Source organism: Bacillus aerius, from assembly GCF_029894105.1.
Lineage (GTDB): Bacteria > Bacillota > Bacilli > Bacillales > Bacillaceae > Bacillus > Bacillus altitudinis.
In genome coordinates this window covers 35,133-58,629 of sequence record NZ_JARYHO010000001.1, presented here as the reverse complement: position 1 = coordinate 58,629, position 23,497 = coordinate 35,133, and the positions used below count along the sequence as shown (strand labels likewise).

42 protein-coding genes and 1 pseudogene are annotated in these 23,497 nt (G+C 42.1%); 1 reads left to right on the top strand and 42 read right to left on the bottom strand.

What is annotated here, in order from left to right; genetic code table 11:
* Positions 1-40 precede the first annotated feature (40 nt).
* Both cwlD and M2353_RS00385 read right to left on the bottom strand, forming a co-directional pair.
* Positions 41-754 carry an N-acetylmuramoyl-L-alanine amidase CwlD gene (gene cwlD / locus M2353_RS00390; RefSeq protein ID WP_017359175.1) on the bottom strand — a complete coding sequence of 238 codons (714 nt, stop codon included), beginning with the start codon at positions 752-754 and terminating at the stop codon, positions 41-43.
* 58 nt (positions 755-812) lie between these two features.
* Positions 813-1,256 (bottom strand): YbaK family protein, encoded by a 444-nt coding sequence (locus M2353_RS00385; protein ID WP_035389125.1) that lies wholly within the window; start codon positions 1,254-1,256, stop codon positions 813-815.
* Positions 1,257-1,405: 149 nt separating this feature from the next.
* Here M2353_RS00385 and M2353_RS00380 point away from each other — a divergent pair, with 149 nt between their 5' ends.
* Positions 1,406-1,975, top strand: coding sequence for a DUF4825 domain-containing protein (locus M2353_RS00380; protein WP_284724697.1), 570 nt, complete (start codon positions 1,406-1,408; stop codon positions 1,973-1,975).
* A gap of 37 nt (positions 1,976-2,012) precedes the next feature.
* Here the strand turns inward: M2353_RS00380 and M2353_RS00375 are convergent, their stop codons facing one another.
* The 40 genes and pseudogenes from M2353_RS00375 to rplD all read right to left on the bottom strand — a co-directional run bounded on the left by M2353_RS00375 (position 2,013) and on the right by rplD (position 23,478).
* Positions 2,013-2,579, bottom strand: a complete 567-nt coding sequence (locus M2353_RS00375) for a hypothetical protein (protein WP_284724696.1) — start codon at positions 2,577-2,579, stop codon at positions 2,013-2,015.
* Positions 2,570-2,878 carry a serine hydrolase gene (locus tag M2353_RS00370; RefSeq protein ID WP_284724695.1) on the bottom strand — a complete coding sequence of 103 codons (309 nt, stop codon included), beginning with the start codon at positions 2,876-2,878 and terminating at the stop codon, positions 2,570-2,572. Before M2353_RS00370 ends, M2353_RS00375 begins: the two co-directional genes overlap by 10 nt.
* Positions 2,875-3,009, bottom strand: coding sequence for a hypothetical protein (locus tag M2353_RS00365; RefSeq protein WP_284724694.1), 135 nt, complete (start codon positions 3,007-3,009; stop codon positions 2,875-2,877). The genes M2353_RS00370 and M2353_RS00365 overlap by 4 nt, the downstream gene beginning before the upstream one ends.
* A 110-nt stretch (positions 3,010-3,119) precedes the next feature.
* Positions 3,120-3,593: pseudogene (locus M2353_RS00360) on the bottom strand (GNAT family N-acetyltransferase).
* Positions 3,594-3,629: 36 nt separating this feature from the next.
* Positions 3,630-4,376, bottom strand: a complete 747-nt coding sequence (locus tag M2353_RS00355; protein WP_284724693.1) for an amidohydrolase family protein — start codon at positions 4,374-4,376, stop codon at positions 3,630-3,632.
* Between the two features lie 97 nt (positions 4,377-4,473).
* Positions 4,474-4,989 (bottom strand): GNAT family N-acetyltransferase, encoded by a 516-nt coding sequence (locus tag M2353_RS00350; protein WP_212361969.1) that lies wholly within the window; start codon positions 4,987-4,989, stop codon positions 4,474-4,476.
* A 176-nt stretch (positions 4,990-5,165) separates the two neighbouring features.
* On the bottom strand, positions 5,166-5,558 hold the full coding sequence (rpsI, locus tag M2353_RS00345) for a 30S ribosomal protein S9 (RefSeq protein WP_007496354.1): 393 nt from the start codon (positions 5,556-5,558) through the stop codon (positions 5,166-5,168).
* A 20-nt stretch (positions 5,559-5,578) separates the two neighbouring features.
* Positions 5,579-6,016 carry a 50S ribosomal protein L13 gene (rplM, locus tag M2353_RS00340; RefSeq protein WP_003217042.1) on the bottom strand — a complete coding sequence of 146 codons (438 nt, stop codon included), beginning with the start codon at positions 6,014-6,016 and terminating at the stop codon, positions 5,579-5,581.
* 164 nt (positions 6,017-6,180) lie between these two features.
* Positions 6,181-6,924, bottom strand: coding sequence for a tRNA pseudouridine(38-40) synthase TruA (gene truA, locus M2353_RS00335; protein ID WP_284724692.1), 744 nt, complete (start codon positions 6,922-6,924; stop codon positions 6,181-6,183).
* An 11-nt stretch (positions 6,925-6,935) separates the two neighbouring features.
* Positions 6,936-7,733, bottom strand: coding sequence for an energy-coupling factor transporter transmembrane component T family protein (locus M2353_RS00330; RefSeq protein WP_008345215.1), 798 nt, complete (start codon positions 7,731-7,733; stop codon positions 6,936-6,938).
* Positions 7,730-8,599, bottom strand: a complete 870-nt coding sequence (locus M2353_RS00325; protein WP_024718300.1) for an energy-coupling factor ABC transporter ATP-binding protein — start codon at positions 8,597-8,599, stop codon at positions 7,730-7,732. The genes M2353_RS00330 and M2353_RS00325 overlap by 4 nt, the downstream gene beginning before the upstream one ends.
* A complete protein-coding gene (locus M2353_RS00320) occupies positions 8,575-9,417 on the bottom strand; it encodes an energy-coupling factor ABC transporter ATP-binding protein (protein ID WP_008345218.1) in 843 nt (280 codons plus the stop codon). Before M2353_RS00320 ends, M2353_RS00325 begins: the two co-directional genes overlap by 25 nt.
* Positions 9,418-9,541: 124 nt before the next feature.
* Complete coding sequence (rplQ, locus tag M2353_RS00315; protein ID WP_003216944.1) at positions 9,542-9,904, bottom strand: 50S ribosomal protein L17; 363 nt, start codon at positions 9,902-9,904, stop codon at positions 9,542-9,544.
* Between the two features lie 75 nt (positions 9,905-9,979).
* Positions 9,980-10,924, bottom strand: coding sequence for a DNA-directed RNA polymerase subunit alpha (locus tag M2353_RS00310; protein ID WP_003217009.1), 945 nt, complete (start codon positions 10,922-10,924; stop codon positions 9,980-9,982).
* Between the two features lie 175 nt (positions 10,925-11,099).
* Positions 11,100-11,495, bottom strand: a complete 396-nt coding sequence (rpsK, locus tag M2353_RS00305; RefSeq protein ID WP_003217231.1) for a 30S ribosomal protein S11 — start codon at positions 11,493-11,495, stop codon at positions 11,100-11,102.
* A 20-nt stretch (positions 11,496-11,515) separates the two neighbouring features.
* Positions 11,516-11,881: a 30S ribosomal protein S13 gene (gene rpsM, locus M2353_RS00300; RefSeq protein WP_003217023.1), complete on the bottom strand. Its 366-nt coding sequence runs from the start codon at positions 11,879-11,881 to the stop codon at positions 11,516-11,518.
* Between the two features lie 21 nt (positions 11,882-11,902).
* A complete protein-coding gene (gene rpmJ, locus M2353_RS00295; protein WP_003156543.1) occupies positions 11,903-12,016 on the bottom strand; it encodes a 50S ribosomal protein L36 in 114 nt (37 codons plus the stop codon).
* Positions 12,017-12,047: 31 nt separating this feature from the next.
* A complete protein-coding gene (gene infA / locus M2353_RS00290; RefSeq protein ID WP_003217190.1) occupies positions 12,048-12,266 on the bottom strand; it encodes a translation initiation factor IF-1 in 219 nt (72 codons plus the stop codon).
* Positions 12,267-12,576: 310 nt separating this feature from the next.
* Positions 12,577-13,323, bottom strand: a complete 747-nt coding sequence (map, locus tag M2353_RS00280; protein WP_284724691.1) for a type I methionyl aminopeptidase — start codon at positions 13,321-13,323, stop codon at positions 12,577-12,579.
* Positions 13,320-13,973, bottom strand: coding sequence for an adenylate kinase (locus tag M2353_RS00275; RefSeq protein WP_007496336.1), 654 nt, complete (start codon positions 13,971-13,973; stop codon positions 13,320-13,322). The genes map and M2353_RS00275 overlap by 4 nt, the downstream gene beginning before the upstream one ends.
* 55 nt (positions 13,974-14,028) lie before the next feature.
* Positions 14,029-15,321: a preprotein translocase subunit SecY gene (gene secY / locus M2353_RS00270; protein ID WP_007496334.1), complete on the bottom strand. Its 1,293-nt coding sequence runs from the start codon at positions 15,319-15,321 to the stop codon at positions 14,029-14,031.
* 1 nt (position 15,322) lies between these two features.
* Complete coding sequence (gene rplO, locus M2353_RS00265) at positions 15,323-15,763, bottom strand: 50S ribosomal protein L15 (RefSeq protein WP_003216888.1); 441 nt, start codon at positions 15,761-15,763, stop codon at positions 15,323-15,325.
* Positions 15,764-15,793: 30 nt separating this feature from the next.
* A complete protein-coding gene (gene rpmD / locus M2353_RS00260) occupies positions 15,794-15,976 on the bottom strand; it encodes a 50S ribosomal protein L30 (RefSeq protein ID WP_284724690.1) in 183 nt (60 codons plus the stop codon).
* A gap of 13 nt (positions 15,977-15,989) precedes the next feature.
* A complete protein-coding gene (gene rpsE / locus M2353_RS00255; RefSeq protein ID WP_007496332.1) occupies positions 15,990-16,490 on the bottom strand; it encodes a 30S ribosomal protein S5 in 501 nt (166 codons plus the stop codon).
* A 24-nt stretch (positions 16,491-16,514) separates the two neighbouring features.
* Complete coding sequence (gene rplR / locus M2353_RS00250) at positions 16,515-16,877, bottom strand: 50S ribosomal protein L18 (protein ID WP_003216951.1); 363 nt, start codon at positions 16,875-16,877, stop codon at positions 16,515-16,517.
* A 32-nt stretch (positions 16,878-16,909) separates the two neighbouring features.
* The gene (rplF, locus tag M2353_RS00245) at positions 16,910-17,446 is read right to left on the bottom strand and encodes a 50S ribosomal protein L6 (RefSeq protein ID WP_008345395.1); all 537 of its coding nucleotides are present in this window, start codon (positions 17,444-17,446) and stop codon (positions 16,910-16,912) included.
* Between the two features lie 31 nt (positions 17,447-17,477).
* Entirely contained in the window at positions 17,478-17,876 is a 399-nt protein-coding gene (gene rpsH / locus M2353_RS00240; RefSeq protein WP_007496327.1) for a 30S ribosomal protein S8, read from the bottom strand.
* Between the two features lie 31 nt (positions 17,877-17,907).
* Positions 17,908-18,093 (bottom strand): 30S ribosomal protein S14, encoded by a 186-nt coding sequence (rpsN, locus tag M2353_RS00235; protein ID WP_008356542.1) that lies wholly within the window; start codon positions 18,091-18,093, stop codon positions 17,908-17,910.
* A 22-nt stretch (positions 18,094-18,115) separates the two neighbouring features.
* The gene (gene rplE, locus M2353_RS00230) at positions 18,116-18,655 is read right to left on the bottom strand and encodes a 50S ribosomal protein L5 (RefSeq protein WP_003217159.1); all 540 of its coding nucleotides are present in this window, start codon (positions 18,653-18,655) and stop codon (positions 18,116-18,118) included.
* A gap of 25 nt (positions 18,656-18,680) precedes the next feature.
* Complete coding sequence (rplX, locus tag M2353_RS00225) at positions 18,681-18,992, bottom strand: 50S ribosomal protein L24 (protein WP_007496325.1); 312 nt, start codon at positions 18,990-18,992, stop codon at positions 18,681-18,683.
* Between the two features lie 35 nt (positions 18,993-19,027).
* Positions 19,028-19,396 (bottom strand): 50S ribosomal protein L14, encoded by a 369-nt coding sequence (gene rplN / locus M2353_RS00220; RefSeq protein WP_003216882.1) that lies wholly within the window; start codon positions 19,394-19,396, stop codon positions 19,028-19,030.
* A gap of 39 nt (positions 19,397-19,435) precedes the next feature.
* Positions 19,436-19,699: a 30S ribosomal protein S17 gene (gene rpsQ, locus M2353_RS00215; RefSeq protein WP_003216906.1), complete on the bottom strand. Its 264-nt coding sequence runs from the start codon at positions 19,697-19,699 to the stop codon at positions 19,436-19,438.
* Positions 19,700-19,724: 25 nt separating this feature from the next.
* Complete coding sequence (gene rpmC, locus M2353_RS00210) at positions 19,725-19,925, bottom strand: 50S ribosomal protein L29 (protein ID WP_003217155.1); 201 nt, start codon at positions 19,923-19,925, stop codon at positions 19,725-19,727.
* Positions 19,915-20,349 carry a 50S ribosomal protein L16 gene (gene rplP, locus M2353_RS00205; RefSeq protein ID WP_003225801.1) on the bottom strand — a complete coding sequence of 145 codons (435 nt, stop codon included), beginning with the start codon at positions 20,347-20,349 and terminating at the stop codon, positions 19,915-19,917. Before rplP ends, rpmC begins: the two co-directional genes overlap by 11 nt.
* Position 20,350: 1 nt before the next feature.
* A complete protein-coding gene (gene rpsC, locus M2353_RS00200) occupies positions 20,351-21,007 on the bottom strand; it encodes a 30S ribosomal protein S3 (RefSeq protein WP_003217241.1) in 657 nt (218 codons plus the stop codon).
* A 3-nt stretch (positions 21,008-21,010) separates the two neighbouring features.
* Positions 21,011-21,352 carry a 50S ribosomal protein L22 gene (rplV, locus tag M2353_RS00195; RefSeq protein WP_007496316.1) on the bottom strand — a complete coding sequence of 114 codons (342 nt, stop codon included), beginning with the start codon at positions 21,350-21,352 and terminating at the stop codon, positions 21,011-21,013.
* Positions 21,353-21,369: 17 nt separating this feature from the next.
* Positions 21,370-21,648 (bottom strand): 30S ribosomal protein S19, encoded by a 279-nt coding sequence (gene rpsS / locus M2353_RS00190; RefSeq protein WP_003216920.1) that lies wholly within the window; start codon positions 21,646-21,648, stop codon positions 21,370-21,372.
* A 57-nt stretch (positions 21,649-21,705) separates the two neighbouring features.
* Positions 21,706-22,539 carry a 50S ribosomal protein L2 gene (gene rplB / locus M2353_RS00185; protein ID WP_007496314.1) on the bottom strand — a complete coding sequence of 278 codons (834 nt, stop codon included), beginning with the start codon at positions 22,537-22,539 and terminating at the stop codon, positions 21,706-21,708.
* A gap of 28 nt (positions 22,540-22,567) precedes the next feature.
* The gene (rplW, locus tag M2353_RS00180; protein ID WP_003217016.1) at positions 22,568-22,855 is read right to left on the bottom strand and encodes a 50S ribosomal protein L23; all 288 of its coding nucleotides are present in this window, start codon (positions 22,853-22,855) and stop codon (positions 22,568-22,570) included.
* Positions 22,855-23,478 (bottom strand): 50S ribosomal protein L4, encoded by a 624-nt coding sequence (gene rplD / locus M2353_RS00175; RefSeq protein ID WP_007496312.1) that lies wholly within the window; start codon positions 23,476-23,478, stop codon positions 22,855-22,857. Before rplD ends, rplW begins: the two co-directional genes overlap by 1 nt.
* Positions 23,479-23,497 lie beyond the last annotated feature (19 nt).

The following is a 23,497-nucleotide window of genomic DNA, read 5'->3' as shown; positions in this document are numbered from 1 at the left end:
TGTCTGTCCTCTTTGCCTGCGATAAACAGGAAAAAGCCCCTTATTCAGGCGGCTCTTTTTGCTCTGTTAAATATCTTAAAATGCCTTTATAAATCGAAGCAGCAATTTGATCCTGATATTTAGGAGTCGCCAGCTGACCAGCCTCTTTTGGATTCGATAGAAATCCGATTTCGACAAGCGCTCCTGGCTTCGTGACATTTTGCATTAAATAAATCCCGTTGATTCGCTTCGCCTTGCGATCTGTGTTTTCAAGGTTGTTGCGCAATTCATCTTGAATGAACTTCGCTGCTTTTTCATTCTCTTCATACTTTCCGTAAAAGAATGTCTGTGCCCCGCTCCATTTGTTCGATGGGATCGCATTTAAATGAATGCTTAAATAGAGATCCGCTTCAGATTCATTGATGACTTTCACACGGTTTCTCAAATCCTCCGCTTTCTTTCGGGCATAACCCTTTGTATTCTTTGATGATAAATCAGAGTCATCTTCCCGGGTCATGAGAACAAGTGCTCCCTGCTCCTGCAAATAGTCTCTTATCTTCATGGACACATCCAGTGCAATCTCTTTTTCGAGCAACTCGCCGCCAACAGCTCCGCCATCTGGACCGCCGTGACCCGGATCTAAATAGATGATCTTGCCGCTCAAAGGCAAGTTCCACGATTTCCACGAATCATCATTTAGAAACTGAAATCTGAATAAGAATAAGAGGACAATAAACCCGATTAAAAACCCTGTCCATTTCAGCTTTCTTTTCATCCCTGTCCCTCCCATACACCATTATTTTATAGATATGGGACAAGGGCTGGAAATATGCTTAGTGCAGTCGAAGCTTATGCCTTTTTTCTGATTCCCGAAAGCCTTCCTGCCACCACTTACTTAAGAATTCCTTCGCAAATGGATACAGACACGACATCTTACGCTCCATTCGGAACATATTCCCCCACGATTGCAAACACCCTGCTAGCTCCTCAACCAGCTCATCTTCTTCATGAACTGACCGCTTTTTTATATCATCGAAGGATTCACCATACTTACTCGACTCACCGTATCTCCCACCTGCTAAAAAAGCCTCAATGGCGAAATCGATACAGCCATCACTCATAATCCCAGCTGGATCATCTGCAAATGGGAACAGCTTCCTCGTGAATTTCTCGGAAGCGACCGTCACCTGTTGAAGAGACAATGTACGCAACAGCTTCTTTTCAAGCGTGACATCTCGTTTTGTTTTTAATTGATAAAATGAAAGAACTTCTGCCATGGACTGAACTCCTTTTTTTCTTTGTATTGTTCGTTGGTTTGAACAAAACATGCAGTTCAGTAAATGGAAATGATGAAATAAGTGGTGGAAATGGGCTCTTGTGATAAAATGGTTTTTTATATAGAAAGAATGATAAAGGGGCAAAATAAATGAAAAAGTGGATGTATATCCTACTACTAATAACAGTCATTCTATCCGCTTGCAGTAGTCAAGCCAGCGAGAAAGAGAGTGACATCAAAGGAATAGAAGACATTTCCTTAAAACAGCTTTCTAAGCACAAAAATTCTTATATTGGAGACAATGGAGCAGTCGGCGCTATTTTATCAGATCTTCCAGGTAACGTGATTCGCGAGTATGAAATCGTAGATGAAAAAGCGCTAAAAGTGACATACGGCGTGAAAGAAAATACCAATGATACAGAAGAACAGTTTGATACATTTTGGTTTGATAAGAAGGATACCATTGAAAAAAACTACTTATATAATGGATTGGCACTTTTTATTCTTATCGATAACTTGGAGCAAGTGACGCTAAAGATGAACGCTAAAGACGAGCCATCTGTCACGTTTAAAAGAAAACAGCTAGAAAAAAAGCTGCCTCACTCTTTTAAAGTGTACAAACACGATACAGCGCTTTGGCAAAAGGAACTGGTTGATGGAGTTGTGAAGTCAAAAGATAAACGTCAAGATGTATACAAAGCGTTTCCCATCAAGAAATAATAAAAACAGAGGGGCGTCACCCTCTGTTTTTTGATAATTATGTAGTAAAAGCTTGAATCAATCGTTGTCGAAAGTTTTGATCTGCTACTACGGTAAGTATAAATTCATCGAACACTTCCCCCATCCAGTGAGAATTCTCCGCTTTCAGGTCATTGATAAATAGAGAAATCGATATAGTTGATGTATCCGTTTTTCGATATAAAGCAGCAGTGACAACAAACAACGTCGATCCCCCTTTATACCAAATATATTGATCTGTTTCCGTCTTCAATATTTCTCCCAGCACAATTTGGCTAAAAAGACGCTTTTCTTCTGTTGTTAACAGCTCATCCTGTAGACGTTTCATAAAATGTGCATATTGATTCGTTGTAGACCTTGTCATCTTTTTCGTCAGTAATGATTGAATACGCAAGCTTAACAAGTTCTTTTTCATCAATTTTTCTTCTAACGCCTTTTTATGCTCCGTGCCATTTTTCATGATATGAAAAATCTCAATCATCAGAGATTTGTATTGTTCATCAGTTACATCGCTTATTTTCTTTAATGCATCCTGCTCATGATCAGATACATAGGCTGGCCACAACACCATAGGTGTCAGCGGCATGAGTTCATCATGTTCTGTAAGACTGCTTGTTTCATCTGATTATTGATCTTCTCTAAGCCCAGCAGGTCAATCAAATAATCAGTACAAGCATTCGAACTGAATTGCATCATCCCTTTGGCCACATCTAATAAAGTTGCATGCTCAGAAAAATCATTGACCTCCAGCCAGTATGTGTGAGCACCGCCATCGGTTCTATCAATATAAAACCGCTCTATATCAGACAATGTCACTTTTTCATCTAGCTTGATGTCATCGCTGGATACAGCTTTAACAAAATGAAACAAAAGCATTAATTTCATCGTACTTGCAAGTGGTGTTTTTGATCACCATTCCAATCTAATACCACATCTTCATTTTCAATAATTGTTACTGATACGTCCTTTTTGTTTTTCGTGACAAATGCCAAAAGATCCTCTTTTGTTTTCTTCAAATGTTTCTCCTTTCCAAATCACTATAGATTCTCGTCTTCAATATAATAAATATTTGAAATAAAGACACAAAAAAACAAAGGGCTGTGAATACCTTTGCTTCTTGGTGTGTTTATTTACGAAAAAGATGCAGTTTCATCCCATCATGTGTAGCTTCAAATCCCAACTTTTCGTAAAGACGGCGTGCTTCTGGCCTCTGTTTGTCTGTTGTCAGCTGAATCATATGACACCCGCGGTCACTTGCTCGTTGAATAGCCCGTTTGATCAACAATGTGCCAATTCCTCTTCCTCTATGAGTCGAGGCTGTACGAACTCCTTCTATTGAAGCTCTCTATCCTCCTTCATACGTTAGAAATGGGGTCATTGTTAATTGGAGAAAACCGACTACCTCGTCCCGATCACAAGCGACGATTAGTTCAATATTGGGATCCGCTTCGATCGAATGAAAGGCATTGAGGTAGCTTTCTAATAATGGACGAGAGTAGCGTTCTCTCTTTTGGCCTAATTTGTCATCTGAAAGCATCAAAACGATGTTGTCGAGGTCTCCTTGGACGGCTTCTCTAAATGTCAATTGATTCAGATTCAATGAACACACCTCCTATCACGGAATGGAAACCTTTATTCATTTGCCAAAATACCAATTGATAGCGTTCTCATATAAAATTTTATCCGCCGCTTCCTCATCAAACATCTGTTGAATCAATTCAATATCACCGTATTCAAATGGCCGTTTCGCCCTTGTAGATGGAAGATCTGTACCAAACATCAGTGCATCAGGATTCGTTTGATAAATAGACGTCAATGCATGTTCGACCTTTAAATCAACACGCCCAAAGCCAGTCGCTTTCACACGAACACCTTTTTCAACCAGCTTGAGCAAATGCGGCAAGCCTTCTTCAGATAAGCCTAGATGATCAATGGAAACGGCCGGCAGCTGTTCAAGCGTTGATGAGATGTCAGGGAGATGCTTAGCGTCTATGTAAATCTCACTATGCCACCCAGCCAGCTCATACACCCTTCTCGCAAAATAGTCGAGCTTTGAAATATCCTCCGAACCGCCCCGCTTCACATTAAAACGTAAAGCCTTTACCCCTTGTTGATTCAATTGAACAATCTCATCATCATTTGCTGTAAAAGGTAATTGAGTCACACCGCAAAAAGCCGGTCCCATTTCATCGAGGGCTTTCAACAAATAACCTTGATCAAAACCCTGAAATGACCCTGACACAATCGCTCCACCTACAATCCCCAAATCAGCCGTCTCTCTCCTATAATCATTCACCACATAACTCGGCGGTGTATATCCTTGGTTTTCTTGAATAGGAAAATCAAAATCAATGATATGAAAATGTGCATCAAAGATCCTCATGCCCGCGCCCCTCTTCTACTTATTTGACCTGATTATATCAATAGAGAAAGCCAAGGGATATTTGGAATGACGAATTACTTCATATCATGAAAACTTATCAAGTTTTCCATTCCTCTCGTAAGATGGCATAATAAAACTCATCCCACCACTCATTTCCTTGTGGTATACATTTTTTAAAATATCCCTCTCTTCTCATCCCCATTTTCTCCATCACTCTCCATGACGGCACATTTTCAGGCTGACAAGTGGCAATGATTCGATGTAAATTCATTGTGTGAAAACCATGATGCAGGACAGCAAAAGCAGCTTCTGATGCATAGCCTTTGTTTTGATATGCAGAATTGAAGACCCAGCCAATTTCATATGTGTGCTCACCAAAGTAAGGATGAAACACGATATGCCCGATGCATGTATGATCTTCTTTTAATAGAACAGCAAAATTCTTGCCCGTCTCAAGACGATTATTTTTGACAAATTGCTGCGCCTCTTCTCTAGAAAAAACACCTTCTGGCATATACCTCATCACCACCGGATCAGATGTATATGCATAGACATCCTGCCAATCATCCTCATTAAACGGTCGAATGAGACATCTTTCTGTTGTTAGATTCATAAATGCCATCCCCCTTTAACATCATTTTTTAAACAGAAACCTGACTATGATCCTATTTTATATGTTTCCAGACAGAAAAAAACACAAATAAAAAAGCACCAGCAGGATGCTGATGCTTTTCATATAGGGTTTGTCTGTACAAACCTTTGTAAAACGTCCATACAATATAATATTGATTAACGTTTTGAGAACTGAGGAGCTCTACGTGCGCCTTTAAGACCGTATTTCTTACGCTCTTTCATACGAGAGTCACGAGTAAGAAGTCCAGCACGTTTAAGTGGTGTACGGTACTCAGGATCTACTTCTAGAAGAGCACGAGAGATACCGTGACGAATTGCTCCAGCTTGACCAGAGAATCCACCACCGTGAACATTTACAAGAACATCGTAGCTGTTAGCTGTTTCTGTGATGTTCAAAGGCTGTTTCACGTCTTCGATTAAAGCAGCGAATGGAATGTATTCAGTAATTTCACGATTATTAACGACGATACGGCCTTCACCTGGAACTAAGCGAACGCGCGCTACAGAACTTTTACGACGACCTGTACCGTAATATTGAACCTGTGCCAAATTGTTAACCTCCCTTATAATTAACCGCGAAGTTCGTAAACTTCAGGTTGTTGTGCTTGATGTGGATGCTCAGAACCACGGTACACATTTAATTTTTTGAACATTTGACGACCTAGTGGACCCTTTGGAAGCATACCTTTGATAGCAAGCTCCAACATTTTTTCAGGGTAGTTTGTACGCATCTCAAGAGCAGTTCTTTGTTTCAAACCACCTGGGTGCATCGTATGACGGTAGTAAATTTTGTCCGTCAATTTCTTACCAGTTAATTCGATTTTCTCAGCATTGATGATGATCACGTGATCACCTGTATCAACGTGTGGTGTATAAGTTGGTTTGTGCTTACCGCGCAAAAGTGATGCTACTTCAGTAGAAAGACGACCTAGAGTCTTGCCTGCCGCATCAACCACTAGCCATTTGCGCTCAATTGTGCTTGCGTTCGCCATTGGTGTTGTACGCATGAGTTTCCCTCCTAAATAAATCAATGAATTTTCCTGAATCAAATGCTACGTTCTATTTCAAAACACAGATAAGTCTTCCGGGGCTTATTTGTGGGGTTGAAATACATACCATATGATATCTTATAACTTTCTGCTTCCTGTGTCAAGAACATGTTACACCTGGTTTAGTTGTCATAGAAAACTTCCCATAAATACAGTCCGTGACTGGGCGCAGTCTTGCCTGCCGCTTCGCGATTTCGGGCGGCAAGCATGGCTTTTATCTCCTCAGGGTGAAATTTACCAGAACCAATTTCAAGTAACGTGCCGGCTATAATTCGCACCATGTTATATAAAAAACCATTCCCTCTCACACGCATTTCAAGCCCGTCTGAGACGTTTTTCCACTCAAGGGTGTAAATCTCCCTCACCTTGTCTTGAACCTCTGCATTGGCCGCACAAAAGCTTGTGAAATCGTGTATGCCAATGAGGTGTCCAGCAGCTTCTCTCATTTTGTCTGCATCCAGCCGGTAAGGAAAGTGGCAGGCATACTGTCTCGTGAACACATTTTGGTGCGTTTCCGTTGAGACCTTATAACGGTACTCCTTCGAAACGACACTAAAACGTGCATGAAACGATTCATCCACTTCCTCAGCCTTTAGAACCCTGATGTCATCAGGCAGGAGACTATTGAGGGCAAAAGGCCATCTTTCCATCGGGATGGCAAGCGGGGTGTCAAAATGGATGACCTGCCCCTTTGCGTGAACGCCACTGTCTGTCCGGCCAGAAGCCACAATCGGAATCAGTTCATCTTGTTTATGCATTCTAGCAAGAGCAGATTCAATCTCCGTTTGTACAGTACGCTGTCCTGGTTGCACTTGATACCCTTTAAAATGTGTCCCATCGTATGATACGGTACATTTTACTTTCATCTAGACATCACCTAATTTCTAAGCAGCACAAGGAGTGCTGTTAACAGGATGAATAGAAGCAGCGTGAACGTGTCTTTCATTCCCCAGACAAGCTGACGGTATTTCGTACGCCCTTCTCCCCCCCGGTAGCCTCTCGCTTCCATAGCGGTCGCCAATTCCTCCGCACGCTTAAACGCACTGACGAAAAGCGGGACAAGCAATGGAACAATCGCTTTTAAACGATCTTTCACGGGTCCGCTTGTAAAATCAACACCTCTTGCCATTTGCGCTTTCATGATTTTGTCTGTTTCTTCGAGTAAAGTCGGAATAAATCGAAGAGAGATAGACATCATAAGAGCAAGCTCATGAACAGGTAGCTTGATTTTACGGAAAGGATGCAGCAGCTTCTCCATACCGTCTGTCACTTCAATAGGCGTTGTGGTCAATGTCAGAAGTGTTGTCATCATGATGAGATAGACAAAACGGAGTGAAATGAAAATCCCCTGTTTTAGACCTTCTTCATAAATATTCAGAAAACCAAAGTGAAAGAGCAAAGCGCCATCCTTTGTCATGAAGATATGCAGAATAAAGGTAAACAGAACAATCCAAAGGATGGGTTTCATTCCTTTGAGAATAAAGTACAGCGGCACCTGAGACACCATCACCACAAGGATCGTAAAGACCCCTAAAAGCCCGTAAGTGATGTAGTTATTCGCAAAAAAGACAATAAAGACAAAAAAGAAAATTGATAACAGCTTTGTCCTTGGATCAAGACGATGGACAAAGGATGTACCTGGCACATATTTGCCGATAATCATACTATCCATCATGATGTCGTGTCCTCCTGATATAAAGCTGTTAAGGCTTCTGCCATTTCATCCATGGTCAGAAGCGGTCTTGGAAACGTCATCCCCAGCTTTTCTTCGACAGCCTGCTGGAATTTGATCGTTTCCGGGAGGTCCAGTCCGAAAGAAGACATGTCGGTACGATTGGCAAATAGCTCCCTCGGCGTACCTGTCGCCTTTACTGTTCCTTTGTGCATCACAATCATTTGATCCGCATAATGAGCGGCATCTTCCATACTGTGTGTCACAAGGATCGTCGTCAGGTTGGCTTTTTGATGAAGCTCATAGAACATGTCCATGATTTCTTTACGTCCGCGTGGATCTAATCCCGCAGTCGGCTCATCAAGCACAAGCACTTCTGGCTCCATCGCTAGAACACCTGCAATCGCCACACGTCTCATTTGACCACCGCTTAATTCAAAGGGTGATCGAGATAACAAGGATTCAGGAAGGCCTACAAGCTTCAGCATCTCTTTAGCCTTGGCTTCTGCCTTTTCTTTTGGAACACCGAAATTCATCGGACCAAAGCAGATATCCTTTAGAATCGTCTCCTCAAAGAGCTGATGTTCAGGAAACTGAAACACGATGCCGACCTTTTTTCGAAGGGGTTTCATATCCTTCTGCTTTTTATTGGCTTGTAAGACCGTATCTCCAAGCGCAATGCTCCCCTTTGTTGGTTTGAGCAGTCCATTTAAATGTTGCAGCAATGTCGACTTGCCAGAACCCGTATGACCGATGACAGCCACATAGCTGCCTTCTTTGATGGAAGCATTGACATCATACAAAGCGAGACGCTCAAACGGCGTTTTCATTTGATAACGATGCTCTAATTCTTTGATCGTAATGTCCATAGCTCTTTCACCAATCCTTCTTGTGTCAAATGGGCATTTGCAAGCGGCACACCTTGCTGCTTCAATTGCTTACTCAACCGGTAGGAAAATGGCAGATCAAGTCCAATCTGAACCAGCTGTTCATCTAGTTCAAATACTTCCTCTGGTGTTCCCTCGGCAAATTTCTTCCCGCCATTCATCACAATAACGCGGTCTGCCTTCGCAGCCTCGTCTAAATCATGTGTGATGGAAATGACCGTGACCGTTCCTTGTTCCTTCAGCAGTCTGACGGTTTCTAGCACTTCTTCACGGCCAATCGGATCAAGCATTGATGTTGCTTCATCCAAGATCATGATGTCAGGGCTTGCGGCAAGTACACCTGCGATTGCTACTCTCTGCTTTTGCCCGCCTGATAGATGGTGCGGCTCTTGATCAAGAAACTCCTGCATATTGACCTGTTTGACAGCCCAATCTACACGCTCTATCATCAATTCCCGCTCAACCCCGTTATTTTCTAAACCAAAAGCCACATCATCACGAACCGTTGAGCCAACGAATTGGTTGTCTGGGTTTTGAAAGACCATGCCGACCTTTTTGCGAATATCCCAAACACTTTCTTCTTTCAGCTCAATCTCACCAACCTTGACCGTTCCTGCATCCGGTAAAATGAGCCCATTCAGTACACGGGCAAGTGTGGATTTACCTGAACCGTTGTGGCCAACAATGGCAAGCCATTCATTTTGATTCACATGCAATGACACTTGGTCTAAAGCGGGCTTGTCCGCATCTTTGTGATAACGAAATACAATGTCTTTTACGTCAATTAATGTCTTCTCCATCTCTACCGGACCTCCTCTCAGCTCAACCTCTACTTTGCCTGTTGCTAAAAAGCCGTAGTATCTAAAAAAGGGCATAGATCCAGTTATGAACTGTCCCGCCCTTTCTTAGATACACGATATGTGATTAAACTAATTCAATGACAGCCATTGGTGCGCCATCGCCGCGACGAGGTCCAAGCTTCATGATACGAGTGTATCCACCTTGGCGATCTTCGTAGCGAGTTGCAACGTCAGCGAATAATTTTTGAAGTGCATCTTGGTTTGTTTCAGCGTTAGCTACTTCGTTACGAATGTAAGCTGCAGCTTGACGGCGAGCATGAAGATCTCCGCGTTTGCCAAGAGTGATCATTTTTTCAACTACAGAGCGAAGTTCTTTCGCACGTGTTTCAGTTGTTTCGATGCGTTCGTTGATGATCAAATCAGTCGTTAGGTCACGAAGCATTGCTTTACGTTGTGCACTAGTGCGTCCTAGCTTTCTGTATGCCATGTGATGTCCCCTCCTTAATTAGAGATGCTGTATGAATAAAAAACACACGAAAATCCTAGTTCACAATGAAACTAGTCAATCGTCTTTACGAAGACCCAGTCCAAGTTCTTCTAGTTTCGCTTTCACTTCTTCAAGAGATTTACGTCCAAGGTTACGAACTTTCATCATATCCTCTTCTGTCTTGTTAGCAAGCTCTTGAACAGTGTTAATACCCGCACGCTTCAAACAGTTGTAAGAACGAACAGAAAGATCAAGCTCTTCAATTGTCATTTCAAGCACTTTTTCTTTTTGGTCTTCTTCTTTTTCAACCATGATTTCTGCATGCTGAGCTTCGTCAGTTAACCCAACGAAAATATTTAGGTGTTCAGTTAAAATCTTAGAACCTAGAGCGATCGCTTCTTTCGGTCCTGTGCTTCCATCAGTCCATACATCTAGTGTTAATTTATCATAGTTTGTGATTTGCCCAACACGGGTGTTCTCCACTTGATAAGTTACACGAGATACAGGTGTATAGATTGAGTCGATCGGAATCACGCCGATAGGCTGATCGTCTCTTTTGTTTGCATCAGCAGGATTATACCCGCGACCTCTTTGTGCAGTTAAACGAACACGGAAGCTCGCATTTTTGCCAAGAGTTGCGATGTGGAGATCTGGATTTAAGATTTCAATATCGCTGTCGTGTGTAATATCAGCAGCTGTTACAGTTCCTTCATCTTGTACATCAATTTCAAGCGTCTTCTCTTCTTCAGAGTAGATTTTGAGTGCAAGCTTTTTAATGTTTAAGATAATCGTTGTAACATCTTCAACCACGCCTTCGATCGTTGAGAATTCGTGTAAGACACCATCTATCTGGATCGATGTTACAGCTGCACCAGGAAGTGAGGATAAAAGGATACGACGAAGGGAGTTCCCTAAAGTGGTACCATATCCACGCTCAAGTGGCTCTACGACAAACTTGCCATACTTGGCATCGTCGCTGATTTCAACCGTTTCGATTTTTGGTTTTTCAATTTCGATCATCTAATAAAACCCTCCTTCAAAACGTCGAAACCTCGAATAGAATCATATGAGATTCCATCCGAAATTCCTCATTGTTTAGTCCCGTATGTGCTCAGGCAACGAGTCGTGTATTCGTCTCATAAATAACTGTATCATAACCCATTATTGACAGGGACACAAAATCTATACAAACAAATTACACGCGGCGACGTTTTGGTGGACGGCATCCGTTATGAGGAACTGGAGTTACGTCTCTGATTGCAGTAACTTCAAGACCTGCAGCTTGAAGCGCACGAATTGCAGCTTCACGACCAGAACCAGGACCTTTAACAGTTACTTCAAGTGTTTTAAGACCATGTTCGATAGAACCTTTAGCAGCAGTTTCAGCAGCCATTTGTGCAGCGAAAGGAGTAGATTTACGAGAACCTCTGAATCCTAATGCACCAGCACTTGACCAAGAAATTGCGTTTCCATGAACATCAGTAATCGTTACAATCGTGTTGTTGAAAGTGGAACGGATATGAGCGATTCCAGCTTCAATATTCTTTTTCACGCGACGTTTACGCGTATTTTGTTTACGAGCAGCAGCCATTCTTTAACTACCTCCTTTACTTATTTTTTCTTGTTAGCTACAGTACGACGCGGACCTTTACGAGTACGCGCGTTGTTTTTTGTGTTTTGTCCACGAACAGGAAGTCCTCTACGATGACGGATTCCGCGGTAGCTTCCGATTTCAATTAGACGCTTAATGTTAAGTGAAACTTCACGACGAAGGTCACCTTCTACTTTAAGTTTGTCAATGATATCACGGATTTTACCTAGTTCGTCTTCAGTTAGATCGCGAACGCGAGTGTCTTCAGAAACACCTGCTTCTTTAAGGACTTGTTGAGCCGTCGTACGACCAATTCCAAAAACATATGTTAAAGAAATGACAACACGCTTATCACGTGGAATATCTACACCAGCAATACGAGCCATGATTTGGGCACCTCCTTGTTATTAGCCTTGTTTTTGTTTATGTTTTGGGTTTTCACAGATCACCATTACTTTTCCTTTTCTGCGAATCACTTTACATTTTTCACAGATAGGTTTAACAGATGGTCTCACTTTCATGTGTTTCCAACCTCCTTCTTCCGGAGTTGCTTTATTTGTAACGGTACGTAATTCTACCACGAGTTAAGTCATATGGAGATAATTCTACCGTAACTTTGTCTCCAGGTAAAATGCGAATGAAGTGCATACGGATTTTTCCTGATACATGAGCCAAAACTGTATGACCATTCTCTAGTTCAACTTTGAACATTGCATTTGGCAAAGTTTCTGCTACAGTACCTTCCACTTCAATTACATCGTCTTTCGCCATTCAAGTGTTCTCCCTTCTTCAAATCAGTAACTTGCTCTCTGATAAATGTCCAAATGAGATGTTCTCAATTGTCCATCTATCACCCGACCTGCTTTGAATATACTGTTCTGAACTTCCGGAGATACGCAATCATAAAAGGTTAAATGATTGATATTTTTTCTTAGGAGAATGAATTTACGCTTTTCTCCGTCTGCGATTAGTACATGGCAGCCATCGAACACGCCGATGACAACTGTATACTGATCTTGTTCTTTCCTTGGACTATACAGACAACCTGCCCGATTTGGGCCTGAAAGGCTTCAGTGAAGACCTAAATCTTAGTCAGTATATCAAAACCTGTATCTGTAATCGCAATCGTATGCTCAAAGTGAGCACACTTTTTCCCATCAACCGTTACAACCGTCCAGTTATCAGCCAGTGTTTTCACATATCGGCTGCCAGCGTTCACCATCGGTTCGATGGCCAACACCATTCCAGGTTTGAGCCGTGGGCCTTTGTTCGGCGGACCATAATGAGGAATTTGAGGGTCCTCATGAAGATCCTGTCCGACCCCATGTCCAACATATTCTCTAACAACTGAGAAATTCTCATCTTCAACATACGTTTGTATGGCATGGGAAATGTTTGACAGACGTTCACCTGGCTTTGCTTCCTGTAAGCCCTTATATAGAGATTCCTCTGTGACTTCCAGTAGTTTGCGGTCCTCATCACTGATTACCCCAACTGGATAAGTCCAAGCAGAGTCACCATGATAGCCATTTAACTTTGCGCCGATATCGATACTAATGATGTCTCCATCACGTAAAACCCGTTTACCAGGAATACCGTGAACGAGTTCTTCATTCACCGAAACGCAAATGCTCCCGCGAAAACCATTATACCCTTTAAAAGATGGGATTGCACCCCGCTTTGTAATAAAACGTTCGGCAATTTGATCCAATTCTTTTGTCGAAATACCTGGTTTTATATGTTTCTTCAGCTCTTCATGAGTCAGTGCGACAATGCGTCCAGCTTCTCTCATAATCTCAAGCTCGCGAGGAGTTTTACAGATAATCATTTATTTAATCCCCCAAGCAGGTCCTTGATATCAGCGTAAACATCGTTAATGTGCTTCGCACCATCAATGTTTGCAAGATATCCTTTTTCTGAATAGAAGTTCAGTAAAGGTTCAGTCTGCTTTAAGTTCACTTCAAGTCTTGTCGAAACGGTTTCTGCATTATCATCTGCACGTTGATAAAGCTCGCCTCCACACTTGTCACAAACATTTTCTTTCGCAGGTGGATTGAATACTAAATGATATGTTGCTCCGCAATCTTTGCAAATTCTTCGGCCAGTCAGACGCTCCATCAAAGCATCTTTATCGACTTTAATATTAATGACATAATCAATCGTTCTGCCAAGGTCCTTTAGAATGTCTTCTAAAGCTTCAGCCTGAGCGACTGTTCGCGGAAATCCGTCCAGAAGAAAACCTTGTTCACAATCATTCTTGCCAAGTCTTTCTCTAACAATACCGATTGTGACCTCATCAGGAACAAGCTCTCCTTTATCGATAAAGGATTTTGCTTCGAGTCCAAGTTGTGTCTCCTCTTTCATAGCAGCACGGAACATATCTCCTGTTGAGATATGAGGGATCCCATAATCATCAACAATTCGTTCTGCCTGAGTGCCTTTACCAGCACCCGGAAGCCCCATTAAGACTAAGTTCATTTCGGATTTCCCCTTCCTTACTTAGAGAGGTTGGGCAGGAGCCCAGCCCTCTGTTTTATTTCATAAATCCACGGTAGTTTCGTTTCACTAATTGGCTTTCAAGCTGTTTCATTGTTTCAAGTGCAACACCTACAACAATGAGAAGACTTGTGCCGCCAATTTGTGCAGCGGAAGGTAATCCAGCGAATTGAATGAAAAAGATAGGAAGTATTGAAATCACGGCTAAGAAAATGGCGCCCACAAACGTGAGTCGGTACAAAATGCTCGTAATTCTATCTTGAGTCATTTTCCCTGGACGAACTCCCGGGATATAGCCACCCTGCTTTTGCAGATTTTCAGCCATTTGTTCAGGGTTTACTTGGACAAAGGCATAAAAATATGTGAAAGCAACAATCAGTGCTACATAAATCGTCATACCGATTGGCTTAGTATAGTCAAAGTTGTTAGTTATCCAGGTTGTCACATTATTTGTTCCGAAGAACGATGCGATCGTCTGCGGAGTAATAATGAACGAAACGGCAAAGATGACTGGAATCACCCCTGCTGGATTCACTTTCAATGGAAGGTGCGTTGCTTGACTAGCAGACATTTGTGCACGGCCAGTTCCCTTTGAATACTGAATCGCAATCTTTCTCACTGCCATTTGAATGTAAATAACACCGATAACAATGACAAGAATAGCAATCACAATAAGGGCAATTTTCAGGATTTGCATGAACAGCTGTCCATCTCCACCTACAAATTGCTGAGCGTACACTTGCTTTAATGTTTGAGGGATACCTGCGATGATACCGGCAAAGATAATAATCGAAATACCGTTACCAACACCGTGAGCAGTAATCTGCTCTCCCAGCCACATTAAAAATGCTGTCCCCGCAGTGAGTACGACCGCAATTAAGAGATACGTTGAAACACCTGGGTTTTCAATCAGCATGCCTCCTGCCATATTGTTAAATCCATATGACATTCCTAACGCCTGGATAAATCCTAGAACAATTGTAAAATACCTTGTGAATTGTGCTAATTTTCGGCGGCCAACCTCTCCTTGCTTTGACCACTCAGTAAACTTCGGTACAACATCCATCTGCAAGAGCTGGATGATGATCGAAGCAGTGATATACGGCATAATCCCCATTGCAAGAATGGAGAATTGGAAAAGTGCCCCGCCCCCAAACGTGTTGAGGATTCCGAAAACACTCATTTGATCCTGTGCCTGGAGAACTTCAGCGTTCACATTAGGCACAGGGATGAAAGCACCTATACGAAAGACGACTAACATTAAAAGTGTAAATATAATCTTATTCCGTATATCTTTCACGCGCATAAAATTGGAGATTGTCTTAAACAAGTTAGATCACCTCGGCTGTACCGCCAGCAGCTTCAATCGCTTCTTTAGCAGAAGCAGAGAATTTATTGGCTTTTACAGTTAATTTTTTTTCTAATTTACCGTTGCCAAGAATTTTTACTCCTGCTTTTAACTTGCTTATTGCACCAGTCTCTAGAAGAAGTTCAGGAGTGACTTCCGTTCCTTCGTCAAAACTGTTTAATCTGTCTAAGTTGATTACCGCGTAATCTTTACGGTTGATGTTTGTAAAACCACGTTTTGGAAGGCGTTGGAATAAAGGCATTTGACCACCTTCGAATCCAGGGCGTACACCGCCGCCAGAACGAGCGTTTTGACCTTTATGACCTTTACCAGAAGTTTTACCGTTACCTGATCCAATACCACGACCAACACGGTTGCGTACTTTACGTGAACCTTCTGAAGGCTTCAATTCATGAAGTTTCATTTGGGCACCTCCTTATCGATTAAAAATGTTTTATTGTTCTTTAACAGAAACTAAATGAGACACCTTGTTAATCATGCCGCGGATCGCTGCATTGTCTTCAAGTACGACTGTTTGGTTTGTTTTCTTTAGACCAAGAGTACGAACAGTGACACGCTGATCTTCCGGACGACCGATTACACTGCGTTTGAGGGTAATTTCTAATTTATTTGCCATTATTGTTCCCTCCTTATCCTAACAGGTCTTCTACAGATTTTCCACGAAGCTTCGCTACATCTTCAGCACGTTTAAGTTCACTTAAACCTTGAAGTGTTGCGCGGATCATGTTGATCGGTGTATTAGAACCTAGAGATTTAGAAAGGATATCAGCTAGACCAGCAAGCTCAAGTACCGCACGCACTGGGCCTCCAGCGATAACTCCTGTACCTTCTGAAGCAGGCTTCAATAGAACGTTTCCTGCACCGAATCGACCGATGATTTCATGTGGAATTGTAGTTCCAACCATTGGTACTTCAATTAAATTCTTTTTCGCGTCTTCAACAGCTTTGCGGATCGCTTCTGGTACTTCTTGTGCTTTACCAGTACCGAATCCTACATGACCGTTTTTGTCACCGACAACAACTAAAGCTGCAAAACGGAAACGACGTCCACCTTTAACAACTTTCGCTACCCGGTTAACCGTAACTAAGCGTTCTTCTAACTCTAATTTGCTTGGGTCAATACGACTCATTCGGATGTGTCCCTCCTTCTTTTATTAAAATTTAAGTCCAGCCTCACGAGCAGCTTCAGCTAGAGCTTTTACACGTCCATGATATAAGTATCCTCCGCGGTCAAATACCACGTTAGAGATGCCTTTTTCAACAGCACGTTTTGCAACAAGTTCGCCAACTTTAGTAGCAGCTGCAGCGTCAGAACTATTCTCGATCTTTAACTCTTTATCAAGAGTAGAAGCACTTACAAGTGTTACACCGTTAACATCATCAATTACTTGAGCGTAGATGTTCTTGTTAGAACGGAAAACGTTAAGGCGAGGTCTTTCAGCAGTACCTGAAAGTTTCGCACGAACACGAGCGTGTCTTTTAAGACGAGTAGCGTTTTTGCTAGTTTTCGTAATCATCCGAGTCACTCCTTTCTTCACATTAAGCGATCTTACTTACCAGTTTTTCCTTCTTTACGGCGAACGAATTCACCTTCGTAACGAATTCCTTTACCTTTGTAAGGCTCTGGAGCACGGACAGCGCGGATGTTAGAAGCTAGAGCTCCTACACGCTCTTTATCGATACCTTTAACGATTACTTTCGTTTGAGATGGAACTTCTACTTCTACTCCAGCCTCAGGAACGATTTCAACTGGGTGAGAGTATCCAACGTTAAGAACAAGTTTGTTTCCAGATTTAGCTGCACGGTAACCGACACCGATTAGTTCTAAACCTCTTTCGAAACCTTTAGATACACCTTCAACCATGTTTGCAATTAAGCTACGTGTTGTACCATGTAATGCACGGTGTTCTTTATTTTCAGACGGACGGCTTACAGTTAAGACGTTGTCCTCAATTTTAATTTCCATATCAGGGTGAAATGCACGAGTTAGTTCACCTTTTGGTCCCTTTACTGTCACTGTGTTATCGTTGTTTGTCACAGTTACTCCTGAAGGGATCTCGATTAGCTTTTTACCTATACGAGACATACCAAGCACCTCCATTCATCTTAAACTTTTTTTACCATACGTAAGCAAGTACTTCTCCACCAGCTTGTTTAGCACGGGCTTCTTTGTCCGATAAAACACCTTGTGATGTAGAAATAATTGCGATTCCAAGTCCGTTAAGTACACGTGGTACTTCATTTGATTTCGCATATACGCGTAAACCAGGTTTACTGATTCTTTTAAGACCAGTGATAACACGTTCGTTGTTTTGGCCGTATTTAAGGAACAAACGGATAATTCCTTGTTTGCTGTCTTCGACGTACTCAACGTCACGGATAAAACCTTCACGCTTTAAAATTTCAGCAATTTCTCTTTTGATTTTTGAAGCCGGTACTTCTAGCTTCTCATGACGTACCATGTTCGCATTGCGAATACGAGTCAGCAAATCTGCAATCGGATCTGTCATAACCATTATTTAATAACCTCCTTCCCATTTATGGGGATTACCAGCTGGCTTTTTTAACGCCAGGAATTTGTCCTTTATATGCAAGTTCGCGGAAACAAATACGGCAAAGTTTAAACTTGCGAATTACTGAATGTGGACGTCCACAACGTTCGCAGCGCGTATACTCTTGAACTTTAAATTTTTGTTTGCGTTGTTGTTTCGCAATCATAGACTTTTTAGCCACGATTTCGCCTCCCTTTCATTGATTATTTCTGGAACGGCATACCTACTTGAGTTAATAACTCACGTGCTTCTTCATCCGTGTTGGCAGTCGTAACGATAACGATATCCATACCGCGGACTTTTGTTACTTTATCGTAATCAATTTCTGGGAAGATTAACTGTTCTTTAATACCAAGCGTGTAGTTTCCACGACCGTCGAAAGATTTCTTAGAAATCCCGCGGAAGTCACGTACACGTGGTAAAGATACAGAAATAAGTTTATCAAGGAAATCGTACATGCGCTCTCCGCGAAGTGTTACTTTCGCACCGATTGGCATTCCTTCACGTAGACGGAATCCAGCAATAGACTTCTTCGCACGAGTAACGACAGGTTTTTGACCAGCGATAAACGTTAATTCTTCAACAGCAGTATCGATTGCTTTAGCGTTTTGAACGGCGTCACCAACACCCATGTTGATCACGATTTTTTCGATTTTTGGCACTTGCATTACTGATTTGTATTCAAACTTAGAAACTAATGCAGGTGTAATTTCTTTTACATACTTTTCTTTAAGGCGGTTCATGAGAAAGACCTCCCTTCCTTATTTACTATTTATCTAGAACTTGCCCAGATTTTTTCGCTACACGGACTTTCTTTCCGTCCTCAACTTTATATCCAATACGTGTCACTTCACCCGTTTTAGGATCAAGCGGCATTACGTTTGATACGTGGATCGGCGCTTCTTGTTCAGAAATTCCACCTTGAGGGTTAGCTTGGGTTGGTTTAGAGTGTTTTTTCACAAGGTTAATACCTTCTACTAAAACACGGTCCTTTTTAGGGAAAGCAGCAAGGATGACACCTTGTTTACCTTTATCTTTACCAGAGATAACCACTACTTTATCGCCCTTTTTAACATGCATTTAATCGCACCTCCTTGAGTCGCGGATTGTATTCATTAAAGTACTTCTGGTGCTAAAGAAACAATTTTCATATAGTTGTTTTCACGAAGTTCACGTGCTACTGGTCCGAAGATACGAGTTCCACGTGGGCTCTTGTCGTCACGGATGATGACACATGCATTTTCATCAAAACTGATGTAAGATCCATCGTTTCTGCGAGCTCCGCTCTTAGTACGAACGATAACTGCTTTCACAACTTCACCTTTTTTGACAACGCCTCCTGGTGTTGCTTGTTTAACCGTACAAACAATGACATCACCGATGTTAGCCGTCTTACGTCCAGAGCCACCAAGAACTTTAATCGTTAGTACTTCGCGTGCGCCAGAGTTGTCAGCTACTTTTAAACGAGTCTCCTGTTGAATCATTAATGTTACCTCCCTTCGGAAAAAGAAATCCGAACTTTATTAGATAATAACAGCTTCTTCGACAACTTCAACTAGACGAAAGCGTTTAGTCGCAGATAATGGACGAGTTTCCATGACCTTTACGATGTCTCCGATTTTTGCTTGGTTGTTTTCATCATGTGCTTTGAACTTTTTAGAGTATCTTACACGTTTGCCATAAAGTGAATGCTTTTTGTATGTTTCAACTACAACAGTGATGGTTTTATCCATTTTGTCAGAAACAACACGACCTTGATACACTTTACGTTGGTTACGTTCGCTCATGTTTGCGGGGCCTCCCCTCTAATTATTATTTATTAGCAGCGATTTCTCTTTGACGAATCACAGTTTTCATGCGTGCGATTGATTTACGCACTTCACGAATGCGAGCAGTGTTTTCAAGCTGCCCAGTCGCTAATTGGAAACGAAGATTGAAAAGTTCTTCTTTAAGAGACTTTACTTTTTGTTCAATTTCAGCAGTGGTAAGGTCACGAATTTCATTAGCTTTCATTTGATTCACCACCAATTTCTTCACGTTTTACGAACTTCGTTTTAATTGGCAATTTGTGAGATGCAAGACGAAGAGCTTCACGAGCAACTTCTTCAGACACACCAGAAATTTCAAATAAAACTTTGCCCGGTTTTACTACAGCTACCCAGCCTTCTGGAGCACCTTTACCGGAACCCATGCGGACCTCTAGAGGTTTAGCTGTGTATGGCTTAGAAGGGAAAATTTTGATCCAAACTTTACCGCCACGTTTCATGTAACGAGTCATAGCAATACGAGCAGCTTCGATTTGACGGTTAGTGATCCAAGAAGCTTCAAGAGCTTGGATACCGAACTCACCGAAATGTACTTCAGTGCCGCCTTTTGCACGACCACGCATTTTTCCACGATGTTCTCTGCGATACTTCACGCGTTTTGGCAATAACATATTATTTTCCTCCTTCCGCAGTATTCTTCTTAGTTGGAAGGACTTCTCCACGATAGATCCATACTTTTACGCCAAGCTTACCATAAGTAGTATCAGCTTCAGCAGTAGCATAGTCGATGTCAGCACGAAGTGTGTGCAATGGAACAGTACCTTCACTGTAATATTCAGAACGAGCAATATCTGCACCGCCAAGACGACCAGAAACCATTGTTTTGATTCCTTGTGCTCCAGCACGCATTGTGCGTTGGATTGTTTGTTTTTGTGCACGACGGAATGAAATACGATTTTCAAGTTGACGAGCGATGTTTTCAGCAACTAGCTGAGCATCAAGATCTGCTCTCTTGATTTCAAGAATGTTGATGTGTACACGTTTGCCAGTTAGGCTGTTAAGAGCTTTACGAAGTGCTTCAACTTCAGATCCGCCTTTACCAATTACCATACCTGGTTTAGCCGTGTGGATTGTGATATTTACGCGGTTTGCAGCACGTTCGATTTCTACTTTAGAAACAGACGCGTCAGACAAACGCTTGCTGATGAATTCACGGATTTTCAAGTCTTCATGTAAGAAGTCAGCGTAATCTTTTCCTGCGAACCATTTAGATTCCCAATCACGAATGACGCCAATACGAAGACCTACTGGATTTACCTTTTGACCCACGGATTATCCCTCCTTCTTTTCTGATACAACGATTGTAATGTGGCTAGTACGTTTGTTAATTGCGCTCGCACGACCCATAGCACGTGGACGGAATCTCTTAAGTGTTGGACCTTCGTCAACGAATGCTTGAGTAATCACTAGGCTGTTAGCGTCCAACTCGTAGTTGTGCTCAGCATTTGCGATAGCAGATTTTAATACTTTTTCAATAATTGGTGAAGCAGCCTTAGGTGTAAGGTTTAAGATAGAAACTGCTTCTCCTACTTGCTTACCTCGGATCAGGTCCATTACTAGACGTGCTTTACGAGGAGCAATACGGACTGTTCTTGCGACAGCTTTAGCTTGCATTTAAAAGCCTCCTCTCATTAGCGTCTTGTTTTTTTATCGTCACTAGCATGACCTTTGTAAGTACGGCTTGGTGCGAATTCGCCCAATTTGTGACCTACCATATCTTCAGAAATGAAAACAGGTACATGTTTGCGTCCGTCATAGACAGCGATTGTGTGACCGATGAATTGCGGGAAAATTGTAGAACGACGAGACCAAGTTTTTACGACTTGCTTTTTGTCAGTTTCATTCAATTTCTCGACTTTAGCCATCAAATGATCATCAACAAATGGTCCTTTTTTTAAGCTGCGAGCCATTGTGGAACCTCCCTTCGTGATTGAACTACGGTCCTAAATGAACCGTAGACAACCCCGTTACTTGTTTTTACGACGACGTACAATGAATTTATCAGACTTGTTGGTTTTCTTACGAGTCTTGAATCCAAGAGTCGGTTTACCCCATGGAGACATTGGTGATTTACGTCCGATTGGAGCGCGTCCTTCACCACCGCCGTGTGGGTGATCGTTAGGGTTCATTACAGAACCACGAACTGTTGGGCGTACGCCTTTCCAGCGAGAACGTCCAGCTTTACCGATGTTGATTAGTTCGTGTTGTTCGTTTCCAACTTGACCGATAGTCGCACGGCAAGCAGAAAGGATCATGCGTACTTCACCAGAGTTCAAACGTACAAGAACGTATTTACCTTCTTTACCTAGAACTTGAGCAGAAGTACCAGCAGAACGAACTAATTGTCCACCTTTACCTGGTTTTAATTCAATGTTATGCACAACTGTACCAACTGGGATGTTGATAAGTGGAAGAGCATTACCTGGTTTGATGTCAGCTTCTGGTCCAGAAGTAACTTCAGTACCAACTTGGATTCCTTTCGGAGCAAGAATGTAACGTTTCTCACCATCTGCATAGTTTACAAGAGCGATGTTCGCTGAACGGTTTGGATCATACTCGATTGTAGCAACGCGTCCAGGTATACCGTCTTTATCACGCTTAAAGTCGATGATACGGTATTGACGTTTGTGACCGCCACCTTGATGACGAACAGTCAATCTACCTTGGTTGTTACGTCCGCCTTTTCTGTGAAGCGGTGCAAGCAACGATTTTTCTGGTTTGTCAGTCGTGATTTCAGCAAAATCTGAAGTAGTCATGCCACGACGACCATTACTGGTTGGTTTATACTTTTTAATCGCCATTTTGAATTTCCCTCCTTCTTTTTAAGATTTACGCTTCAAAAATTTCGATTTCTTTGCTGTCAGCAGTTAATTTCACGATCGCTTTTCTGCGACGGCTAGTCATACCAGTGTAGCGTCCAACGCGTTTTGATTTACCTTTGTAGTTTTGAACGTTGACTTTCTCAACTTTCACTCCAAAGATTTCTTCAACAGCGTCTTTCACTTCTGTCTTGTTAGCTCTGACATCAACTTCGAACGTGTACTTCTTCTCTGTCATTAGATCAGCAGAACGTTCAGTAATGATAGGGCGCTTTAGAACATCACGAGGATCTTTCATTATGCAAGTCCCTCCTCTACTTTTTCAACCGCTGCTTTAGTGATCAGAAGTTTGTCGTGGTTGACAACGTCAAGAACGTTGATACCGTTAGCTTCAACAACTGTTACTCCAGGGATGTTACGAGCAGATAAAGCAACTGTTTCGTTTGCATCCGCAGTGACGATCAACGCTTTCTTCTCAACAGATAACCCTTTAAGGATGCCTGCGAATTCTTTCGTTTTCACTGCATCAAGAGTAAGATCCTCAAGAACGATGATGTTGTTGTCGATTACTTTAGAAGACAATACTGACTTGATAGCCAAGCGGCGAACTTTTTTAGGTAATTTATAAGAATAGCTGCGTGGTGTTGGACCGAAAACGATACCGCCTCCGCGCCATTGTGGTGAACGGATAGAACCTTGACGAGCACGACCTGTACCCTTCTGTCTCCAAGGTTTACGACCTCCGCCACGTACTTCAGAACGAGTTTTTACTTTGTGAGTTCCTTGACGTAAGGAAGCTCTTTGCATAAGAATAGCATCGAATACTACGCTTTCGTTTGGCTCAATTCCAAACACAGAAGCGTTTAATTCGATTTCACCGTTAGTAGAACCGTTTTGGTTAAATAATGCTACTTTTGGCATGACTTGTTTCCTCCTTTCC

Excerpts from the sequence above, each read along its gene's own strand:
- cwlD (WP_017359175.1), bottom strand. The coding sequence starts at position 754 with ATGAAAAGAAAGCTGAAATGGACAGGGTTTTTAATCGGGTTTATTGTC.
- M2353_RS00385 (WP_035389125.1), bottom strand. The coding sequence starts at position 1,256 with ATGGCAGAAGTTCTTTCATTTTATCAATTAAAAACAAAACGAGATGTC.
- M2353_RS00380 (WP_284724697.1), top strand. The coding sequence starts at position 1,406 with ATGAAAAAGTGGATGTATATCCTACTACTAATAACAGTCATTCTATCC.
- M2353_RS00375 (WP_284724696.1), bottom strand. The coding sequence starts at position 2,579 with ATGCCGCTGACACCTATGGTGTTGTGGCCAGCCTATGTATCTGATCAT.
- M2353_RS00370 (WP_284724695.1), bottom strand. The coding sequence starts at position 2,878 with ATGAAATTAATGCTTTTGTTTCATTTTGTTAAAGCTGTATCCAGCGAT.
- M2353_RS00355 (WP_284724693.1), bottom strand. The coding sequence starts at position 4,376 with ATGAGGATCTTTGATGCACATTTTCATATCATTGATTTTGATTTTCCT.
- M2353_RS00350 (WP_212361969.1), bottom strand. The coding sequence starts at position 4,989 with ATGAATCTAACAACAGAAAGATGTCTCATTCGACCGTTTAATGAGGAT.
- rplM (WP_003217042.1), bottom strand. The coding sequence starts at position 6,016 with ATGCGTACAACACCAATGGCGAACGCAAGCACAATTGAGCGCAAATGG.
- truA (WP_284724692.1), bottom strand. The coding sequence starts at position 6,924 with ATGAAAGTAAAATGTACCGTATCATACGATGGGACACATTTTAAAGGG.
- M2353_RS00330 (WP_008345215.1), bottom strand. The coding sequence starts at position 7,733 with ATGATGGATAGTATGATTATCGGCAAATATGTGCCAGGTACATCCTTT.
- M2353_RS00325 (WP_024718300.1), bottom strand. The coding sequence starts at position 8,599 with ATGGACATTACGATCAAAGAATTAGAGCATCGTTATCAAATGAAAACG.
- M2353_RS00320 (WP_008345218.1), bottom strand. The coding sequence starts at position 9,417 with ATGGAGAAGACATTAATTGACGTAAAAGACATTGTATTTCGTTATCAC.
- rplQ (WP_003216944.1), bottom strand. The coding sequence starts at position 9,904 with ATGGCATACAGAAAGCTAGGACGCACTAGTGCACAACGTAAAGCAATG.
- M2353_RS00310 (WP_003217009.1), bottom strand. The coding sequence starts at position 10,924 with ATGATCGAAATTGAAAAACCAAAAATCGAAACGGTTGAAATCAGCGAC.
- rpsK (WP_003217231.1), bottom strand. The coding sequence starts at position 11,495 with ATGGCTGCTGCTCGTAAACAAAATACGCGTAAACGTCGCGTGAAAAAG.
- rpsM (WP_003217023.1), bottom strand. The coding sequence starts at position 11,881 with ATGGCTCGTATTGCTGGTGTAGATATTCCACGTGATAAGCGTGTTGTC.
- rpmJ (WP_003156543.1), bottom strand. The coding sequence starts at position 12,016 with ATGAAAGTGAGACCATCTGTTAAACCTATCTGTGAAAAATGTAAAGTG.
- infA (WP_003217190.1), bottom strand. The coding sequence starts at position 12,266 with ATGGCGAAAGACGATGTAATTGAAGTGGAAGGTACTGTAGCAGAAACT.
- map (WP_284724691.1), bottom strand. The coding sequence starts at position 13,323 with ATGATTATCTGTAAAACTCCTCGCGAGCTTGAGATTATGAGAGAAGCT.
- M2353_RS00275 (WP_007496336.1), bottom strand. The coding sequence starts at position 13,973 with ATGAACTTAGTCTTAATGGGGCTTCCGGGTGCTGGTAAAGGCACTCAG.
- rplO (WP_003216888.1), bottom strand. The coding sequence starts at position 15,763 with ATGAAACTTCATGAATTGAAGCCTTCAGAAGGTTCACGTAAAGTACGC.
- rpmD (WP_284724690.1), bottom strand. The coding sequence starts at position 15,976 with ATGGCAAATAAATTAGAAATTACCCTCAAACGCAGTGTAATCGGTCGT.
- rpsE (WP_007496332.1), bottom strand. The coding sequence starts at position 16,490 with ATGAGTCGTATTGACCCAAGCAAATTAGAGTTAGAAGAACGCTTAGTT.
- rplR (WP_003216951.1), bottom strand. The coding sequence starts at position 16,877 with ATGATTACGAAAACTAGCAAAAACGCTACTCGTCTTAAAAGACACGCT.
- rplF (WP_008345395.1), bottom strand. The coding sequence starts at position 17,446 with ATGTCTCGTATAGGTAAAAAGCTAATCGAGATCCCTTCAGGAGTAACT.
- rpsH (WP_007496327.1), bottom strand. The coding sequence starts at position 17,876 with ATGGTTATGACAGATCCGATTGCAGATTTGCTGACTCGTATTCGCAAT.
- rplE (WP_003217159.1), bottom strand. The coding sequence starts at position 18,655 with ATGAACCGCCTTAAAGAAAAGTATGTAAAAGAAATTACACCTGCATTA.
- rplX (WP_007496325.1), bottom strand. The coding sequence starts at position 18,992 with ATGCATGTTAAAAAGGGCGATAAAGTAGTGGTTATCTCTGGTAAAGAT.
- rplN (WP_003216882.1), bottom strand. The coding sequence starts at position 19,396 with ATGATTCAACAGGAGACTCGTTTAAAAGTAGCTGACAACTCTGGCGCA.
- rpsQ (WP_003216906.1), bottom strand. The coding sequence starts at position 19,699 with ATGAGCGAACGTAACCAACGTAAAGTGTATCAAGGTCGTGTTGTTTCT.
- rpmC (WP_003217155.1), bottom strand. The coding sequence starts at position 19,925 with ATGAAAGCTAATGAAATTCGTGACCTTACCACTGCTGAAATTGAACAA.
- rplP (WP_003225801.1), bottom strand. The coding sequence starts at position 20,349 with ATGTTATTGCCAAAACGCGTGAAGTATCGCAGAGAACATCGTGGAAAA.
- rplV (WP_007496316.1), bottom strand. The coding sequence starts at position 21,352 with ATGCAAGCTAAAGCTGTCGCAAGAACAGTCCGTATTGCTCCTCGTAAA.
- rpsS (WP_003216920.1), bottom strand. The coding sequence starts at position 21,648 with ATGGCTCGCAGCTTAAAAAAAGGACCATTTGTTGATGATCATTTGATG.
- rplB (WP_007496314.1), bottom strand. The coding sequence starts at position 22,539 with ATGGCGATTAAAAAGTATAAACCAACCAGTAATGGTCGTCGTGGCATG.
- rplW (WP_003217016.1), bottom strand. The coding sequence starts at position 22,855 with ATGAAAGATCCTCGTGATGTTCTAAAGCGCCCTATCATTACTGAACGT.
- rplD (WP_007496312.1), bottom strand. The coding sequence starts at position 23,478 with ATGCCAAAAGTAGCATTATTTAACCAAAACGGTTCTACTAACGGTGAA.